This window comes from Flavobacterium sp. N502536, from assembly GCF_025947345.1.
Taxonomy (GTDB): Bacteria; Bacteroidota; Bacteroidia; order Flavobacteriales; family Flavobacteriaceae; genus Flavobacterium.
The window spans coordinates 1862101-1879196 of record NZ_CP110011.1 but is presented as its reverse complement, the minus strand read 5'-3'; the positions used below and the strand labels follow the sequence as shown (position 1 = coordinate 1879196).

At 35.7% G+C, this 17096-nt stretch carries 18 protein-coding genes; 12 read left to right on the top strand and 6 right to left on the bottom strand.

Annotated features, from left to right (window positions below; all coding sequences use genetic code 11):
• Positions 1–76: 76 nt before the first annotated feature.
• From OLM61_RS08375 to OLM61_RS08365, 3 genes are all read left to right on the top strand, one after another.
• Positions 77–688 carry a 50S ribosomal protein L25/general stress protein Ctc gene (locus OLM61_RS08375; RefSeq protein WP_264525922.1) on the top strand — a complete coding sequence of 204 codons (612 nt, stop codon included), beginning with the start codon at positions 77–79 and terminating at the stop codon, positions 686–688.
• 386 nt (positions 689–1074) lie between these two features.
• Positions 1075–1701 carry an aminoacyl-tRNA hydrolase gene (gene pth, locus OLM61_RS08370; RefSeq protein WP_264525921.1) on the top strand — a complete coding sequence of 209 codons (627 nt, stop codon included), beginning with the start codon at positions 1075–1077 and terminating at the stop codon, positions 1699–1701.
• 138 nt (positions 1702–1839) lie between these two features.
• The gene (locus tag OLM61_RS08365) at positions 1840–2448 is read left to right on the top strand and encodes a superoxide dismutase (protein WP_264525920.1); all 609 of its coding nucleotides are present in this window, start codon (positions 1840–1842) and stop codon (positions 2446–2448) included.
• Between the two features lie 555 nt (positions 2449–3003).
• On the opposite strand, the gene OLM61_RS08360 is transcribed toward OLM61_RS08365, so the two are convergent.
• From OLM61_RS08360 to OLM61_RS08345, 4 genes are all read right to left on the bottom strand, one after another.
• Positions 3004–4902, bottom strand: coding sequence for an amidophosphoribosyltransferase (locus tag OLM61_RS08360; protein WP_264525919.1), 1899 nt, complete (start codon positions 4900–4902; stop codon positions 3004–3006).
• An 82-nt stretch (positions 4903–4984) separates the two neighbouring features.
• Positions 4985–5908: a PfkB family carbohydrate kinase gene (locus OLM61_RS08355; protein ID WP_173965402.1), complete on the bottom strand. Its 924-nt coding sequence runs from the start codon at positions 5906–5908 to the stop codon at positions 4985–4987.
• Positions 5909–6148: 240 nt separating this feature from the next.
• Positions 6149–6544: a hypothetical protein gene (locus OLM61_RS08350; RefSeq protein WP_264525918.1), complete on the bottom strand. Its 396-nt coding sequence runs from the start codon at positions 6542–6544 to the stop codon at positions 6149–6151.
• The gene (locus tag OLM61_RS08345) at positions 6528–7115 is read right to left on the bottom strand and encodes an RNA polymerase sigma factor (RefSeq protein ID WP_264525917.1); all 588 of its coding nucleotides are present in this window, start codon (positions 7113–7115) and stop codon (positions 6528–6530) included. The genes OLM61_RS08350 and OLM61_RS08345 overlap by 17 nt, the downstream gene beginning before the upstream one ends.
• 282 nt (positions 7116–7397) lie before the next feature.
• On the opposite strand from OLM61_RS08345, the gene OLM61_RS08340 reads away from it, so the two are divergent.
• Complete coding sequence (locus tag OLM61_RS08340; RefSeq protein ID WP_264525916.1) at positions 7398–7745, top strand: DUF6249 domain-containing protein; 348 nt, start codon at positions 7398–7400, stop codon at positions 7743–7745.
• Between the two features lie 68 nt (positions 7746–7813).
• Here OLM61_RS08340 and rnhA read toward each other — a convergent pair whose 3' ends face one another.
• On the bottom strand, positions 7814–8290 hold the full coding sequence (rnhA, locus tag OLM61_RS08335) for a ribonuclease HI (RefSeq protein WP_055097607.1): 477 nt from the start codon (positions 8288–8290) through the stop codon (positions 7814–7816).
• 103 nt (positions 8291–8393) lie between these two features.
• Positions 8394–8957, bottom strand: coding sequence for a phosphoribosylglycinamide formyltransferase (gene purN, locus OLM61_RS08330; RefSeq protein WP_264525915.1), 564 nt, complete (start codon positions 8955–8957; stop codon positions 8394–8396).
• Between the two features lie 175 nt (positions 8958–9132).
• On the opposite strand from purN, the gene OLM61_RS08325 reads away from it, so the two are divergent.
• From OLM61_RS08325 to OLM61_RS08290, 8 genes are all read left to right on the top strand, one after another.
• Positions 9133–9369 (top strand): acyl carrier protein, encoded by a 237-nt coding sequence (locus tag OLM61_RS08325; RefSeq protein ID WP_007137004.1) that lies wholly within the window; start codon positions 9133–9135, stop codon positions 9367–9369.
• Positions 9370–9612: 243 nt separating this feature from the next.
• Complete coding sequence (gene fabF, locus OLM61_RS08320) at positions 9613–10866, top strand: beta-ketoacyl-ACP synthase II (RefSeq protein ID WP_264525914.1); 1254 nt, start codon at positions 9613–9615, stop codon at positions 10864–10866.
• A gap of 9 nt (positions 10867–10875) precedes the next feature.
• Entirely contained in the window at positions 10876–11616 is a 741-nt protein-coding gene (gene rnc, locus OLM61_RS08315; protein ID WP_264525913.1) for a ribonuclease III, read from the top strand.
• Between the two features lie 125 nt (positions 11617–11741).
• Complete coding sequence (locus OLM61_RS08310) at positions 11742–12230, top strand: IPExxxVDY family protein (RefSeq protein ID WP_017496944.1); 489 nt, start codon at positions 11742–11744, stop codon at positions 12228–12230.
• 5 nt (positions 12231–12235) lie between these two features.
• Entirely contained in the window at positions 12236–13669 is a 1434-nt protein-coding gene (pyk, locus tag OLM61_RS08305) for a pyruvate kinase (RefSeq protein WP_264525912.1), read from the top strand.
• A 381-nt stretch (positions 13670–14050) separates the two neighbouring features.
• Positions 14051–14632 carry a DUF4136 domain-containing protein gene (locus tag OLM61_RS08300; protein WP_264525911.1) on the top strand — a complete coding sequence of 194 codons (582 nt, stop codon included), beginning with the start codon at positions 14051–14053 and terminating at the stop codon, positions 14630–14632.
• A 365-nt stretch (positions 14633–14997) separates the two neighbouring features.
• A complete protein-coding gene (locus tag OLM61_RS08295; protein ID WP_264525910.1) occupies positions 14998–16194 on the top strand; it encodes an aminopeptidase C in 1197 nt (398 codons plus the stop codon).
• A gap of 203 nt (positions 16195–16397) precedes the next feature.
• Complete coding sequence (locus tag OLM61_RS08290; protein ID WP_264525909.1) at positions 16398–17075, top strand: hypothetical protein; 678 nt, start codon at positions 16398–16400, stop codon at positions 17073–17075.
• The last annotated feature ends 21 nt before the right edge of the window (positions 17076–17096 follow it).

Below are 17096 nucleotides of genomic sequence, written 5' to 3'. Positions count from 1 at the left end.
CTATTTCACGATTACAAAAAAGCCTAAAGCTTACAGCAGATTTAGAATATTTATTTAATAACTATATTTTTTTACAATGAAATCGATTACAATTAAAGGATCAGAAAGAGAAAGCGTGGGCAAAGTGTCAACTAAAGCCTTACGTAATGCTGGAGCGGTTCCTTGCGTGTTATACGGAGGAAATCAGGCAGTACACTTCTCAGCAGACGCTGCAGCGTTCAAAAACTTGGTTTACACTCCAAATGCACACACAGTTGTGATTGAACTTGGAAAAGGAAAATCATTCAATGCAATTTTGCAAGATATCCAGGTTCACCCTGTTACTGACAGAATTTTACACATTGACTTCTTCCAATTGTTTGATGACAAAGAAATCACTATGGAAGTTCCTGTGAAAATCGTTGGTACATCTAAAGGTGTTCTTGCGGGAGGTGTTTTACGTTTGAACCAACGTAAATTAAAAGTTAAAGCTTTACCTAAAAATCTTCCTGATTTTGTTGAAGCAGACATCACTCCACTTGAAATGGGTAACAAATTATACGTTACTAAAGTTGGTGCTCCTGAATACAAAGTTATGCACCCAGACAACACTGTTGTTGCTCAGGTAAGAATTTCTCGTGCTGCTATGAAAGCTGCTCAAGAAGCTGCAAAAGCTGCAAAAGCTCCTGCAAAAGGAAAGAAAAAATAATTTTTTTCAATTCAAAATACAAAGCATCAATCGAAAGATTGGTGCTTTTTTTTTGCTTTATAGGTTCTGAGGTACTGAGATGCTAAGGTACTGAGGGGCTAAGTTTTTTTTACTACAGGGCGGCTTCGACTTCGCTCAGCCTGACACGCTTATTATTTGTCAAGCTGAGCGAAGTCGAAGCTTGTTTTTTGTTTTAGAGGTACTGAGATACTAAGGCTCTAAAATTTCCTGCCGCCAGGCTTCGACCTCGCTCAGCCTGACAGCAGAAAATCATGTTTTCATAAGCCTCCTCAATAAATCCAATTATCTAATTATCTAATTGACACATTTACAAATTATCCAATTAACCCATTGGCACATTCCCCAATTAAGTTTATTTTTGCGTCATGATAAAATGGATAACAAAACTGTTTTCATCAACACCAAAAGAAGAGAACACTGATCATATGAAAAAATATTTAATCGTCGGATTGGGCAATATTGGCGCCGAATACGTGAACACACGACACAACATAGGCTTTAAAGTACTTGATTTTTTAGCCAAAAAAGAAGGTCTTTCATTCGAGACTGTAAAATTGGGCGCTTTGGCCGAATACAAATTCAAAGGAAGAAGCTTTTTTCTGCTCAAACCAAACACCTATATGAACTTAAGCGGTAAGGCCGTAAAGTACTGGATGGATAAAGAAAATATTCCATTGGAAAACATTCTGGTAATCACCGACGATTTAAACCTTTCTTTCGGAACGATCCGAATCAAACCAAAAGGCAGCGACGGAGGACACAACGGACTTAAAAACATCAATTTAGTTTTAAACACACAACAATACACCCGCTTTAGATTTGGCATCAGCGATCAGTTTAAAAAAGGGCAACAGGTAGATTACGTTTTGGGAGACTGGGACGAAGAAGAAAAAGCAAAATTACCAGAACGTCTGGAAGTCGCTTCGGAGATTATTAAATCTTTTGGAACAGCCGGTCTTGAAAACACCATGACCACTTTCAACGGAAAGTAAAGATTTCCAATTCGTTATCCTTCCAAAAAACAAACCATCAATTAATTAAATGGAATAATAACGAAATAGTATTTTCTATTCCAAAGTTAAATGTCTAAATTTGGAATAAATAATTATAAATCATAAAATCATAATATCATGGCTTTTGAATTACCTCAATTACCTTATGCATATGATGCATTAGAACCACATATTGATGCCCGCACAATGGAAATTCACCATTCAAAACATCATAATGCTTACACAACAAATCTAAATGCAGCTATCGCCGGTACAGATTTGGAAGGAAAAACAATCGAAAACATCTTAATCAATCTAGATAAATCAAACGCAGCAGTTCGTAACAATGGTGGAGGTTTTTACAACCACAATTTATTCTGGACTGTAATGGCTCCAAACGGTGGCGGATTACCAACAGGTGATTTGTTAGCTGCTATTGAAGCTTCTTTTGGAACTTTTGAAGAATTTAAAGCAAAATTTGCTAAAGCTGGTGCTACACAATTCGGTTCTGGATGGGCTTGGTTATGTGTACAAAAAGGCGGAAAATTAGACGTTTGCGGAACTCCAAATCAAGACAATCCATTAATGCCGGAAGTAGGCTGTGGCGGAACTCCTATTTTAGGAATGGATGTTTGGGAGCACGCTTACTACTTACACTACCAAAACAGAAGACCTGATTATATTGAAGCTTTCTTTAGTGTAATTAACTGGACTGAAGTTGCAAGAAGATACGCTTTAGACAAGTAAGAAGACTACAGTCTGTAGAATAAAGAAGATAGAACAAAGACTATAAACTACAGAGTAAAGATTATAAAAAAAGACGGATAGCTTAACAGTTATTCGTCTTTTTTTTGGCTTTATATTTTTGTGACTTTTCAACAACCTCTTTATTCTATCTTCTTTATTATACAATCTTACTTCTCTTTAAATCCAGACTTTATTCCAATAAAAAAGGCGGAATCACTTCCACCTTTTTTGCCCCAAATCTACCATAAACTTAACCTACTAATGTTATGGTTCTGTAAATGTATGGCAGCTATTTTAATGAAAAAAACTTTCTAGACGAAAAGCAAATATATCCGATGAAGTGACGTAAAATCTTACTTTAGAAATAGTTGACTTTATTCCAATAAAAAAGGTGGAATTACTTCCACCCTTTTTGCCCCAAATCTACCATAAACTTAACCTACTAATGTTATGGTATTTCAAAAGTATTGTAGCTTTTCATTTTCACCAAACAAATAAGATGAACGGTAAAAAAAACCGATGAAATGCACAAATTAACCTTTTGTTAGTATTTTATTAATACGCTCTGGCGTCTTTTCCTTCGTAGAAATTCATGAAAGCCCTGTTCACAACACGGTTTCCGCCTGGTGTTGGATAATCTCCGGTAAAATACCAGTCTCCAAGATTTTTCGGACAGGCAACATGCAAGTCTTCTACTTTTTGAAAAATGATTTTTACTTCTGCATTAATTTCAGGTGAGCTCAACATTTCAGCAATCTTATCTGAAATTTCCTCAGGAGTAAACTGATCGTAAATTGCAGTAACGTAGTTTACAACATCGCTGTCTATATAATTTTCCTGAGCTTTACACTTGGTATAAACCTCGTCGACAATATGATATAAATTTCTTTCTTTCAATAAAGCCAAAGCCGCTCTAAAAGCCACAAGACCTTCCAGCTTCGCCATATCGATTCCGTAACAGTCAGGATAACGAATTTGTGGTGCAGATGAAACGATTACGATACGCTTAGGTTTTAAACGATCCATCATCTTTATAATACTCATCTTTAAAGTAGTACCACGAACGATACTATCATCTATAATAACCAGATTATCCGTTGGCTTGATTACTCCATAAGTAACATCGTAAACGTGTGCCACCAAATCATCACGGCTACTGTCTTCGGTAATAAAGGTTCTAAGTTTAGCATCTTTAATCGCTACTTTCTCTGTACGAATCTTTACAGACAACAATTCCTGTAAGGTTTCAGCCGTAAGCGTATTTCTGTTGGCTAAAATATAGTTGTTTTTTCTTTGATTTAAAAAGTCCTGAGCTGCTTCAACCAAACCATAAAAGGAGGTTTCGGCTGTATTTGGAATATAAGAGAAAACGGTATTGTCTGTATCACTGTCAATCGATTCAAGAACAGCAGGTAAAATTAATTTCCCTAAATTTTTACGTTCCTGATAAATTTCGGCATCACTTCCTCTTGAAAAATAAATTCTTTCAAAAGAACATGCTTTTTTAACCGTTGGTTCCAGGATTTGGTTCATAGAAACTTTTCCGCTCTTTTTAATGATCAAAGCATTTCCCGGTTCGATTTCCTGCACGCTTTCAAAAGGCACATTAAATACAGTTTGAATAACCGGTCTTTCAGAAGCCACAACCACCACTTCATCATCCTGATAATAATAGGCTGGGCGAATTCCGGCAGGGTCTCTAAAAACAAAAGCATCACCATGACCTAATAATCCGGCCATTGCGTATCCTCCGTCTAAATTTTTAGCCGAACGGGCCAAAATTTTTGCAATATCCAATCGGTCTGCAATTACAGGAGAAGCCTCTCTTTTAGAATACCCTTCAAGTTTGCAATCCTGATAAAGCTGCATCACTTCTTTGTCTAAGAAATGACCAATTTTTTCCATAACGGTAACCGTGTCAGCCATTTCTTTTGGATGCTGACCAAGTTCTACTAAGTTTTCAAAAAGCTCCTTAACATTGGTCATATTAAAGTTACCCGCCAAAATCAGATTGCGGTGCATCCAGTTGCTTTGACGCAAGAACGGGTGTACGCTTTCGATACTGTTTTTTCCAAAAGTTCCGTAACGAACGTGTCCCAGAAATAACTCTCCTATATAAGGTATGTTTGCTTTTTGTTTGGCAACATCATCTGCATATTCCGGATGAGAACTCATCTCTTCATTAATACGCTCATTGATTTGCTTAAAAACATCCTGAATGGGTTGTGAATGATTGGAACGAACTCTGCTGATATAACGTTCACCGGGAGCTACATCTAATTTGATGCTTGCAAAACCAGCTCCGTCTTGTCCACGGTTGTGCTGCTTTTCCATCATCAGATACATTTTCTGTATTCCGTAAAAAGCTGTTCCGTATTTTTCTTTGTAATATTCAAGCGGTTTAAGAAGTCTAACCAAAGCTATACCACATTCGTGTTTTAAAGCGTCGCTCATTGTGTTTTGTATTTTGTGTTGTTGTAAGTTGTGTGTATTAACGTAATAAAAAAGCCCCGCTATTATTCGAGGCTTTCGGGCATTATATTTCTATGTCAAACTGAGTTAACGACTTAAACTGTTGTAATCGAATCGCCACTTCAGCTTTGCTTAAGGTTTCCATCCTTTCTGTTCCGAATTTCTCTACACAAAATGAAGCTAAATTTGAACCGTAGATGATCGCATTTTTCATATTGCCAAACGAAATGTTTTCGCTTTGCGCAATGAATCCTGAGAAACCACCGGCAAAAGTGTCTCCTGCTCCTGTTGGATCAAAAACATCTTCCAATGGCAATGCCGGAGCAAAGAATACTTCTCTGTTGTGGAATAAAAGTGCACCGTGCTCTCCTTTTTTGATCACCACATATTTTGGTCCCAATTCCTGGATTTTAGCCGCAGCTTTTACTAATGAATATTCTCCTGAAAGCTGTCTTGCTTCTTCGTCGTTGATCGTGATTACATCTACACGTTTGATAACGTCCAGTAATTCAGGTAAAGCACAATCCATCCAGAAGTTCATTGTATCTAAAACTACTAATTTTGGTTTTTTCTCTAACTGATCCAAAACACTGCTTTGTACTAACGGATGTAAGTTTCCTAACATTACCACATCAGCATCTTTATAGTTTTGCGGAACTTTTGGTTGAAAATCAGCCAAAACATTAAGTTCTGTTACTAAAGTGTCTCTTGAATTTAGATCGTTGTGATACAAACCGCTCCAGAAAAAGGTTTTTCCGCCTTTTACAATTTCGATACCTGAGATATCAATATTTTTTGAAGTCAATAAATCCAAATGCTCTTGAGGGAAATCGTCTCCAACTACAGAAACAATAGCCGATTGCAGGTTGAAAAAAGATGCTGATAAACCAATGTAAGTCGCAGCACCACCTAATATTTTATCTGTTTTTCCGAAAGGAGTTTCAATCGCGTCGAAAGCAACCGTTCCAACAATCAATAATTTATTCATTTTATGAATTTCGAATTAGGGTGCAAAGATACTTCATAAGTTACAATATTGCAACGGTTTAGGTTCTCAAAATTTTCATAAAAAAACAAGGCCGTTTTTAGGGATAAAACCATTGTAAATGAGAACTTTATATTTAAACCTTTTAAAAGATTAAAATAGGTTTTCCGGATTTAAATCGCAAGATTTATTTTTATAAAATACTTTAAAAGCTTTTGCAGAATAACTCCCCAAAGACAGGATCTATAATTGATATTTTTTATCAAAATAATTCTTCAAAACCCCAAGCTGAATGAGCATCATAAAAGGAACCACTAAAATCGCATACAAAACATTTTCAGAAAAATGAATGCCTGAAAACAGTGCCGAAATTTTATCTGCATAAGTGCTTCCTGTTGCTAAAGTAGCATTGCTTCCGTTAAAAAACGAGGCATAAACAGCCAAAGCCGCCAAACCAAATCCAATCACAAACCAGGTAAATTTAGAAATCAAGGGTTTGTAAATTTTAACCTTGCTCTGTTCAGCCACCAAAACCTGAGCCATTACTTTTGAAGTAAAATCAATTGACGGCATATCCAAAGGGATTTCGCTCATCATTTTATCAATAAGATTTTCTAAGTTTTTATCGCTCTCTTTCATAACACTGTACTATTTCTGGTTCTAATTGTTTTTTCAAAATTACGGCTAGTTTTTGTCGGCTTCTAAATAATTTCACCTTGACATTGTTGGCTGTAATCCCCATAACTTTTCCAATTTCTTCTAAATTCTGATCTTCAAAATAAAATAAAGTCAACAGAACATTTTCTTCTCTCGGCAACAGGTTTAAACAGTTCTGAATCGTCTGCTTTCGTTCTTTATCCTCCAAAGCACTCAAAGCATTGTCCATAGTCTTAATCAAATGTGCCGAAAACTCATCTATCGAAATATTAAGATCTTCTTTTTTATTTTTCTTCAAACGGTCCAAACAGGTATTATAAGCTACTTTGTAAGCCCAGGTTGAAAATTTTGAATCTCCCTTAAATTTACTCAGCGAACTATAAATTTTGATAAAAGTATCCTGCGAAACTTCTTCCGCCTCTTCCCTGTTTTTAACCATTTGAAGCGCCAGAGTAAAGATCATATTTTTATAACGATCTACCAGCACGGCAAACGCATTGGTGTCGCCCTGCAGAATTTTATCGATATAATGTTGATCCGGTATTGTACTCATATTATATAGGACGATAGTTTGTTGTTGCAGGTTACAAGAATTTTAAAATAAATTTCAATTTTTAAATTCCAAGTTTCAAGTTTCAAGTTTCAAGTTTCAGGTTCTAAAATCTGATTATTGAATATATTAGCCCTTTGTTAAAGTTTCGATATCCAAAATTAACTCATAATCAACAAGTTTTGGAATTTGGAATTTATTTTTTGAATTTTTTCATCTAAAGTTGTAACCTAAAATTAAAAGGTCTCGTCCTATGGAGTATCAATCAATTAAACAATAAAAAATATGGGACCAGAAATTTTAGTACCAATCAGCCTGTTTCTAATGATCTTCGGAATCATTTATCTTATTTATTCAACCAGAAACAGAGAGCGTTTAGCACTTATCGAAAAAGGCGTTGACGCCAGTATCTTTTTAAAAGGAACTGGAAAAGGTGTTCCCACCTGGAAGGTTTTGGTTTTGAATCTGGCCTTTCTATTAATAGGAAGCGGGGTTGGAATTTTTGTTGCCTTACTGATTACAACTTATACTTCACTGTCAGATTCAGCAGTATACCCGTCTATTATTTTTATTATGGCAGGAGTTGGTTTACTTGCCGGATTCAGCAAAGCAAAAGACTTAGACAAAGAGTAAAAATAGTAAGCAGTACTTTAACAAAAGTAATAACGCGTCGAAACCATTGTTTCCGACGCGTTATTTTTTTATGACTTTGAGCCGATGGTTTCGTAATAAACATCTACAGAAAGATTCTTTTGCATCGATGCCATAACAGCCAGTTCATCGCAGCGTTCGTTCTGAGGGTGATTGTTATGCCCTTTAATCCACTTAAAATCGACCTGATGTTTGCGGTAGATAATCAGGAAGCGTTTCCATAAATCCGGATTTTTCTTACCGGTATAGTTTTTTTTCTCCCAGCCAAAAACCCATTTTTTCACAACAGAGTCGATAACATATTTTGAATCTGATACGACCAAAACTTTCATATTTGGCTTTTTCAGCTTTTCGAGCCCGACAATTACAGCCAAAAGCTCCATTCTATTATTGGTTGTAAGACGAAAACCCTCATAAAATTCTTTTTTATGTGGAGTTCCTACCAATTCCATCACTACTCCATACCCACCGTTTCCGGGATTTCCTTTTGCAGCGCCATCCGTATATATATGTACTTCGTGATTCATTCTTTCTTTTTAGACTTCTTAGATTATTAGATTGTTAGACTATTGGATTGTTCGATTTCTTTGATTTTAGTACTTAAAAAAGAAATCTAAAATTCTAAGAAGTCTAAGCTTCTAACAATCTCGAAATGATTTCCGGAAAATACTTTTGTTCCAGTTCATGAATCTTTTCGGCCACTGTTTCCGGGGTGTCCTGTTCGGTTAAGGCTACACTTTTCTGAAAGATGATACCACCTTCATCATAATTCTCATTTACAAAATGAATAGAGATTCCGGTTTCTTTTTCTTTATTGTCCACTACAGTTTTGTGTATGTGCATACCATACATTCCTTTACCTCCATAATGAGGCAAAAGCGCAGGATGTATGTTTATTATTTTATCGGGATATTGTTCTATTATATGTTCTGGAAATTTCAATAAGAAACCTGCAAGAACTATCAGATCCGGACCTATTTCCTGTATTTTTTGTAAAACATTTCTTTCTAAAAGTTCATTTTTCGAGAAGATTTCGACTGGAATTTGATGATTTTTTGCTCTTTCAATAACTTTTGCCGAAGCGTTATTTGTAAAAACCGAAACGACGTTCGCAAATTTGGTCCTTGCAAAATATTTTATAATGTTTTCAGCATTAGTTCCTGATCCTGAGGCAAAAACAACAATTTTTTTCATAATCCAATTTATTTTTAGACTGCAAAAAACGGAATAAAAATCGAAAATAAATAGCTTTAAAAAGTCTTTCTTGAAATTAATTTTATAAATTAGTGTTACATTTATAAACTAAATCGTTGTTTTAAAATAAAGTTTTTTATTTTTGCCAACAAATTAAATTCTAAAATTAAAGATTATGTCAGACATTGCATCAAGAGTAAAAGCGATTATCGTAGACAAATTAGGTGTTGACGAAAACGAAGTTGTAACAGAAGCAAGCTTCACTAATGATTTAGGAGCTGACTCATTAGACACTGTTGAGCTTATTATGGAATTCGAAAAAGAATTTGATATTCAAATTCCAGACGATCAAGCAGAAAACATTGCTACTGTTGGTCAAGCTATTTCTTATATCGAAGAAGCTAAAAAATAATAATACTGCACCCGATTTCTAAAAAGCCCCAATTTTTGAAATTCAAAATTCCAAAATTTGGAATTTGATTTTTGAAATTTGATTTTTTTAAGAGTCGGGTGTTATTATTTTTTTTCAAATTTAAATTTCGATTGATTTTCAATCAAAAAGATATATTTATATTGTAATGCCCATGGCTCTTAAGTAAACAATACAGTTAAGAAAGCGTGGGTTTTATTTGTTTAAAGTACAAAATACATATTTATGGCATTAAGGCGAGTTGTTGTAACAGGATTAGGTGCACTTACTCCTATCGGGAATAATATCCAGGAATATTGGAATGCACTTGTGAATGGAGTTAGCGGAGCCGCTCCTATCACATATTATGATACAGAAAAGCATAAAACGAAATTTGCCTGTGAAGTAAAAAACTTCAATATTGAAGATTTTATGGATCGTAAAGAATCTCGTAGATTAGATAAATTTGCTCAATATGCGGTTGCTGCCAGTGATGAAGCTATTAAAGATGCCGGACTTACTAATGATAATATCGACAAACAAAGAGTAGGTGTTATCTGGGGAGCAGGAATCGGAGGTCTGGAAACTTTCCAGGAAGAAGTAATTTATTATGCAAAAGGAGACGGAACACCAAAATTCAATCCGTTTTTTATCCCTAAAATGATTGCCGATATAGCACCTGCACACATTTCGATGCGTAACGGATATATGGGACCAAATTATACTACTGTTTCTGCATGTGCATCTTCTGCAAATGCATTAATTGATGCTTTCAACTACATTCGTTTAGGAATGTGTGATGTTATTGTATCCGGTGGTTCAGAAGCTGCCATTACCATTGCCGGTATGGGAGGTTTTAACTCTATGCACGCCTTATCAACAAGAAACGAAAGCCCTGAAACAGCTTCAAGACCTTTTGACGGAACCAGAGACGGTTTTGTTTTAGGTGAAGGAGCCGGAGCATTAGTACTTGAAGATTACGAACATGCTAAAGCCAGAGGCGCAAAAATTTACTGTGAAATTGGCGGTGGCGGAATGTCGTCTGATGCTTACCACTTAACAGCACCACATCCGGAAGGAATTGGCGTTATTGCGGTAATGAAAAACACGCTTAGAGATGCCGGAATGACTCCTGAAGATGTTGATCATATCAACACACACGGAACTTCTACTCCATTAGGAGATGTGGCTGAATTAAAAGCAATCAGTGCTGTTTTTGGAGATCATGCAAAAACAATCAATATCAACTCTACAAAATCAATGACAGGTCACTTATTAGGTGCAGCCGGAGCTATTGAAGCAATTGCTTCTATTTTAGCAATGCAGCACGGAATTGTGCCTCCAACGATTAATCACACTGTAGTTGATGAGAACATTGATCCTTCATTGAATCTTACCTTAAACAAACCTCAAAAGAGAGAAGTAAATGTTGCGATGAGTAACACTTTTGGTTTTGGTGGACACAATGCTTGCGTATTGTTTAAAAAATTAGTGGACTAATTTCTGCATATGAATATTATCAAAAAAATATTTTCAAAATCCCGTTCTCTAGAAGACGGGATTTTTTTTGACACTATTCAGAAAATACTTGGTTTTCAGCCTGCCTCTATCGATTTTTATAAGAAAGCTTTTACACATCGCTCTTCAAATAAACTGGACGAGTCAGGACATCCGATCAATTACGAGCGATTGGAATTTTTAGGAGACGCTATGTTAAGTGCTGTAATTGCTGCACATTTGTTTAACAAAGCACCCAACGGCGACGAAGGTTATCTGACCAAAATGCGTTCGAAAATCGTAAGTCGCGAACATTTGAATGAATTGGGTAAAGATCTGAATCTGGTTCGCTTTGTAGAAAGCAAAGTTCCGATCCAACATTTCGGCGAAAATATTCATGGTAATATTTTCGAATCCCTTATTGGAGCCATTTACCTCGATAAAGGTTATTCGTTTTGCGAACGATTTATTCAAAAAAGAGTGATTACACCTTATGTCGATATTGCACGACTTGAGGGAAAAGTAATTAGCTATAAAAGTTTGGTTATCGAATGGTGTCAGAAAGAAAAAAGAATTTTTCACTATGACATTTTTGAAGATAACGGCATTGATGGCCAACGCTTGTTTGGTGTCAAATTAAGTATCGACGATAAAGTAGTCGCAAGAGCACGCGCAACTTCAAAAAAGAAAGCAGAAGAAAAAGCTTCACAAAGGGCATATTTTGCATTTCAGGAAAAAATAGACAAGAAATAGCTACAAAACACTTGTAACTATCTTAAAGCTATAACGTTTTCGTTTATAATTTAACAAAAACATACACTTCTTAACTATCGATGCTCCGTTAGAAATAGTATATTTACACCTTTATTTTTCATGACATGGCTATTCATAGATTGGATTTAGACGAATTTGACGAAATTGATTATTATTTAATGGCAATCCACACTTCATTGGAAGATTACAGATTGGCCTATTTTATCAATAAAAACCTTCCGATAAACTTAAGTAAGAGCAAAAACGAGATCCATGCTCAGACTAAAGAAGGCGAGGCAAATTTTTCGAGATTTTATTATTATGATTCCGAAAAAGCAGTTTCATGGAATCTGATTCAGAATAAAAATGAGATCATTTCAGTGAGTAAAAATGATTCTCAAGATTTGTTTTCCAATGAGACAAGTGAGGTTTCAACAACAATTCATTTACTTCCTGAATTCAAAAAAGTAGATTTTTTCCTGAAAATAGACAATAGCGAAGAAGCTCTTGACTTTTCAGAAATTCAACAACAATTAAACAAAATAGAAAGTATTGCGGCTATATATGCCGTCGATACCGACAAAATAAAATCAAAAAACAATCTAATTTTTTAAAAAAAATGCTAAAAACAAACAAAAAAACCAAAATTGTTGCTACACTTGGGCCTGCATGTAGTACGAGGGAGATTATCAAGGATATGATCGAGGCAGGGGTTAATGTGTTTAGAATCAATTTTTCGCATGCTGATTACGACGGAGTAAAAGATAAAATAAATATTATTAGAGGTCTTAATGAAGAGTTTGGTTATACTACTGCAATCTTAGGAGATTTACAGGGGCCAAAACTTAGAGTTGGGGTAATGGAAGAAGGAACAGTAGTAAATGACGGTGACGTTATTACGTTTACAACTGCTGAGGATATTATTGGAAATGCACAGAAAGTGTTCATGAAATATCAAAATTTCCCAAATGACGTTAACCCGGGAGAGCGTATTTTATTGGATGATGGTAAATTGATTTTCGAAATCCTTACTACTGATAAAAAAACAGAAGTTACCGCTAAAGTTATTCAGGGTGGAGAATTAAAGTCTAAAAAAGGAGTTAATCTTCCAAACACCAAAATTTCTTTACCGGCTTTAACAGAGAAAGATATTGCTGATGCGATTTTTGCTATTGAACAAAAAGTAGACTGGATTGCACTTTCGTTTGTAAAAACACCTCGCGATTTACAAGATCTTCAAGAGTTAATCGCCAAACATTCAGAGCATAAAATTCCGATCGTAGCTAAAATTGAAATGCCGGAAGCTCTTGAGAACATCGATAAAATTGTAGCGTATTGCGATGCTTTAATGGTAGCTCGTGGAGATTTGGGTGTTGAACTTCCAGCTCACGAAGTACCATTGGTACAAAAAGATTTGATCCGCAGAGCAAAAACTGCCAGAATTCCGGTTATCGTTGCGACACAAATGATGGAAACAATGATTACAAGTTTAACTCCTACAAGAGCTGAAGTAAACGACGTTGCTAACTCAGTAATGGACGGTGCCGATGCTGTAATGTTATCCGGAGAAACAGCTACAGGAAATTATCCGGTACAGGTTATCCAAAAAATGACACAAATTTGTGAGGCAGTTGAGGATTCTCCGCTTATTCAGGTTCCGCAAAACACACCACAAATAAAAACTAAACGTTTTGTTACCAAAACAGTTTGTCATCAGGCCGCTTTATTGGCTAATGAAATCAAAGCAAAAGCAATCTGTACTTTAACAAACAGTGGTTATACCGCTTTCCAAATTTCAGCCTGGAGACCATCTGCACACATTTTAGTATTTACTTCAAACAGAAGAATCTTAACACAATTGAATTTATTATGGGGAGTAAGATCCTACTTCTACGATAAAGACGAAAGTACAGATGATACTGTAACTGATGTTAACGAAATCGCAAGAGAAAAAGGATATGTTGTAAAAGGAGATTATTTAATCAACCTTGCTGCAATGCCGATTAAAGAAAAAGGAATGGTTAACACCATGAGAGTTTCTGAAATAGAATAGTTTACTTCTTAAAGTTTACATTTACAACGAAAGCCATTCCTAATCGAATGGCTTTTTTATTCTTTAATTTTAAAATTCTTTCACCGCCCTCTGGTCAAAATCATAGACGAACAAACCAGTTACGTTGTGTTTCGGGGAAAATAATCCCCACATAAAACCCGCATTTTTTTAATAGTGATAAATCGGCGAGGACCAACAAGTAAGAATTTTACCTCGAGTATTATGTCGTTTAAATAAAATAATTTATCTTTAACTATAAAGCGGTATATATTACTAATAATTACTTACCCAAACACTTCTGTTTATTTATACTCCGGATTTCATCAAAATTTTAATAATATCAAGTTAAACTAATTTAATCATTAATTTAAATACCACAAGATGAATATTAAAAGAAAGAATCTTCGTATAATCCCAATGCTTCTATTGGGTTTAATTTACAGCTGCTCTCCAACTGTAAGAGTTACCACCGATTACGACCCGAGTACTAATTTCAACGAGTACAAAACTTTTGCTGTTTACGACTTAAAAGCACAGGAAGGACAGGTTAGTCAACTAAATGTTGATCGTGTAACAAAAGCCATCCGTAGCGAAATGATTAGTAAGGGTTTTACAGAAACTGCAACAAACCCGGATCTCAAAGTAAATGCGGTATCGATTTTAAAAACCAAAACTTCTGTATCAGCAAACACTGATTTTTATGGTTATGGCGGTATGTATCGTCCCTATCGATATTGGGGTGGAGGCGCGATGATGGGAAGCGCCAATACAACGGTCAACACCTACGATTATGTAGATGGTTCTCTGATCATTGATATTGTATCTTCAAAAACACAAAAACTAATATGGCAAGGGATAGGTAATGCTAAAATAGACAGCAAACCCAGCAATCCGGAAGAGTTTATTACCTCAGCGATCCAAAAAATTATGGCTGGATTTCCTCCCGGATTAACAAAAAAATAAACTTATACTCCCAAAAGCAATCACTAAAATACACTACAGAACAGATTTTGGATATTTACGGGTACGAAAATTCGAACTCCGCATGGATGTCGATGTCGCAAAATTCCCTAAAGACCGGGCCTGCTCTATTGTTTTTGTAAATAACTGGCTGTGTTGATTCTCTATCACTATCAAACGCAACAAGTTTAAAACCGATCAGATTTACCTGCTTTTTTGTTTTGCGTATTTTGTAAGTTTATATCGATTAAGAAAAACATTTTATAAAAATTAACGGTTGCAGGTTAGTTTTATTAGTTAAAATTTAATTGTTTTGTAACAAAATTTAAATTACCACAACTAATTTATCAAAACATTAAATATAAATTATGAATACATTTTCATTCAAATCAGTGTTTGCAGCATCGGTATTTTTGGCTGGAACAGCAGGCTGTTTTGCGCAGGACGTTTTAGTAAACTCACTTAAATTAAACGCCAGCGACAAAAGTAAAGAAAACTTTAAATTTACCGAAGTGATCAATTTAGGAACAACTTCTGTAAAAGCTCAGGGTTCATCAGGAACTTGCTGGAGTTATTCAACCAACTCATTCTTAGAATCAGAAATGATTCGTTTAGGAAAACAACCGGTTGAATTGTCTCAAATTTTTTCGGCAAGAAACGTGTATGTTGACAAAGGAGAAAACTATGTTCGTATGCATGGAGCCATTAGTCTTGGTGACGGTGGAGCTTTGCATGATGTAATTAATATGTACAAAAAATACGGAACTGTTCCGAGAGAAGTATATACAGGATTAAACTACGGAACAGATAAAAACAAATTTGGCGAAATGGGCGCTTTAATCGAAAGTGTTTTGGCAGCGGTAGTTAAAAACCCTAACGGAGAGTTGACACCAAACTGGAAAAAAGCTTACGCAGCGGTAATTGATTCTTATTTAGGAAAAGTACCGGAAAACTTTAACTACAAAGGAAAAAACTATACACCTCAAACTTTTGCTAAAGAAGTAGTAGGAATTAATCCGGATGAGTATGTAGAAATGTCTTCTTTTACTACCTCTCCATACTACCAAAAAACGACTATGATGGTGCCGGACAACTGGTCATTGGATCAGGTTTACAACGTAAAAGTAAACGACATGACCGATGTTATCGACAACGCATTGAAAAAAGGATATACTGTAGCGTGGGCAACTGACGTAAGTGAGAAAAGCTTTAGCTGGAAAAATGGTGTGGCTTACGTGGCTAGTAAAAAATTCGACGATATGACTGCGGAAGAAAAAGCAGACATGTTTAACGGACCAAAAGCTGAGCCGGAAATTACTCCTGAAATGCGTCAGACTGCATTTGACAACTACACTACTACAGACGATCACGGTATGCACATCATTGGTTTAGCCAAAGATCAAACCGGAAAAGAATATTACATCGTAAAAAATTCATGGGGAGAAACAAACGACTACAAAGGTTTCTTGTTTGTAACTAAGAATTTCGTAAAATACAAAACAACTGCTTTATTAGTAAACAAAGGCGGAATCCCTGCTGAGATTGCTAAAAAATTAGGGGTATAATTTATTCCGGATTTTTGAAAATATAGAAATAGCGCTGCAATTACTTGCAGCGCTATTTTTTTTAAAATTAACCGTTGGTAAATCAGGTATAAGTACTGGTATTGGTTGTGTTTAGTATGTCTAAATTCGTCCTGCTTAAGCAATTAAGAGGCGTTTCCCGAAAAGCCTTAACAGAGTAGGGCGATCCAATAAACAACTAAATCATGTCAACATCCCCGGTAATCACAGTACCTATTTCAGATCAGCAACATCTGTTATTTTTATTTATTCCTTTAAAAAAAGGCGCTTTACCCGAAGCATTACTTGCTGCTCAAAGCATTAGAGAAGCTGCCACTACAGAACCTCCGGTTGGAGATCTTCGTAAAACAACAGGAGTTCATTATTTTACGATTTATGCACAAGCAGACGGCGCTCCAACTCCGGGGATACCCGTTCCGGGATTTCAGTCTTATCCGGGAAAAGATGTATTGGTAGTAATGTCTATCTATGACGGGCAATTTGATGATTATATCAGAGCGTTCTTCAAGATAGAGCAGGTTGTGAATGGTTTAAACCTCTTGTTACATCTTATAGACGAAGAAGGAATTCCGGGTGTGGATCCGGATGGACCAACATCGGCAAAATTCATTAGAGCCAAAGACAGAGGCGGAGTGGTTAAAAATGCAGCTGCATTTTACTGCTTGTTGATGCGTTACAATTTTGGAGATCCAGTTTTTTCCGCAGGCGATAAAGATGGAAAATATGTTTTTGGTACCAACTTTCCGGGACTTACCGTAGCAAAAGTTATCGATAACTATCCAAATGCCGATAAAATATGGCCACCGGTTCCGGGTCAGGTAAGTTATAATTTTCCAAAAGCTCAAAAACCGGATTGCGAATAGTTTTAAATCTAATCTTAATGA